Consider the following 1,123-nt stretch of genomic DNA (forward strand, 5'->3'; position numbering starts at 1 on the left):
CAAAGCATTTATTCCAGAGTTGGACAAAGACTTTTGTAGGATTCTTAAATCCTCGCCTGATAATATTCAATCCTTTTCTGAAAAAGCTATTGGCTTTATATCCATGCGGCTTAGTTTTTATTTTTTGTACTTTTTGGTGATAGTATTCACCAAACTTAACGCAAAGAGCCACAGCAATACTGACAAAGACTAATAATTTGCTGAGCTTTTTGGGGCACTTCAAATGGGTTGATTCCAAATCAAATCCACGCTCTTTAAAAGTCTGAAATAAAACTTCTATGCACCAGCGTTTACGATAAATTGCACCTAATTTTTTAGCGGACAAATCACTTATTAAGAATAAATAATCACCAGATGGTAAGCGTTTTATCATTGTATTACACCAAACGCTATCAACCATACAATCGTGAAAATATCGTTCTGCTTGTTGCTGTAAGAGTTCTTCTATTGAAAATGTGTTTCCATTTTTGAGGGTAATTAAATGACTTTTAGGAACACGAATACAATAAGATATATTATTGTCTTTGAGATATTTAATCCATTTTTGTCCAATGAATTCTCTGTCACCAATAATAACTTTGATACGTTTTACTCCAATAACCTTGATAAGCTTTAGCAGTAAATCTTGGCGATTTTGACAATTACTATTGCCTGATTTATTCTCTAATAATTCCCAATAAAGAGGAATGCCGACAGAACCATGTTGAGCAACAATCATTAAAATATTGCACTGATATATTCCAAAATCCCACTCTGTTCTATCTATTGACAAAGTAAGTTCCCCTTTGGGTAAAAATAATAATAGTACCAGACAAACCTGTTGATAGTCAAATTCGTAATCCTTAAAAAATGACTGAATATTGCGTTCAACTGAATCAAGTTTTGCATCAGATTCGATATGAATTGCAATTTCTTGAAATTGTACTCTTTTGCTATCAATTAAACCTAATAGGAACGAAGAGATGAATTTCTTCCTCGCTAAATTCGTTGCTAATGGGATTTTACCCAACAATTTTATAATTTCGTCTTTGATGATTTTTCTCATCCTTAAAGGCTGTTTTGATGCTTGGTCGCTCAAATTTCAGCCTTTTTGTTTTCAAGAACAAAATCTTCGGGTAGAGTA

General features: G+C 32.8%; 1 protein-coding gene. It reads right to left on the reverse strand.

Annotated elements, in window-relative coordinates; genetic code table 11:
• Positions 1 to 1,045: IS4 family transposase (locus tag HNP25_RS21620; protein ID WP_221432534.1), on the reverse strand; the 1,045-nt coding region annotated here is incomplete at its 3' end.
• Between the last annotated feature and the right edge of the window lie 78 nt (positions 1,046 to 1,123).

It is taken from the genome of Arcicella rosea, from assembly GCF_014204325.1.
Lineage (GTDB): Bacteria > Bacteroidota > Bacteroidia > Cytophagales > Spirosomataceae > Arcicella > Arcicella rosea_A.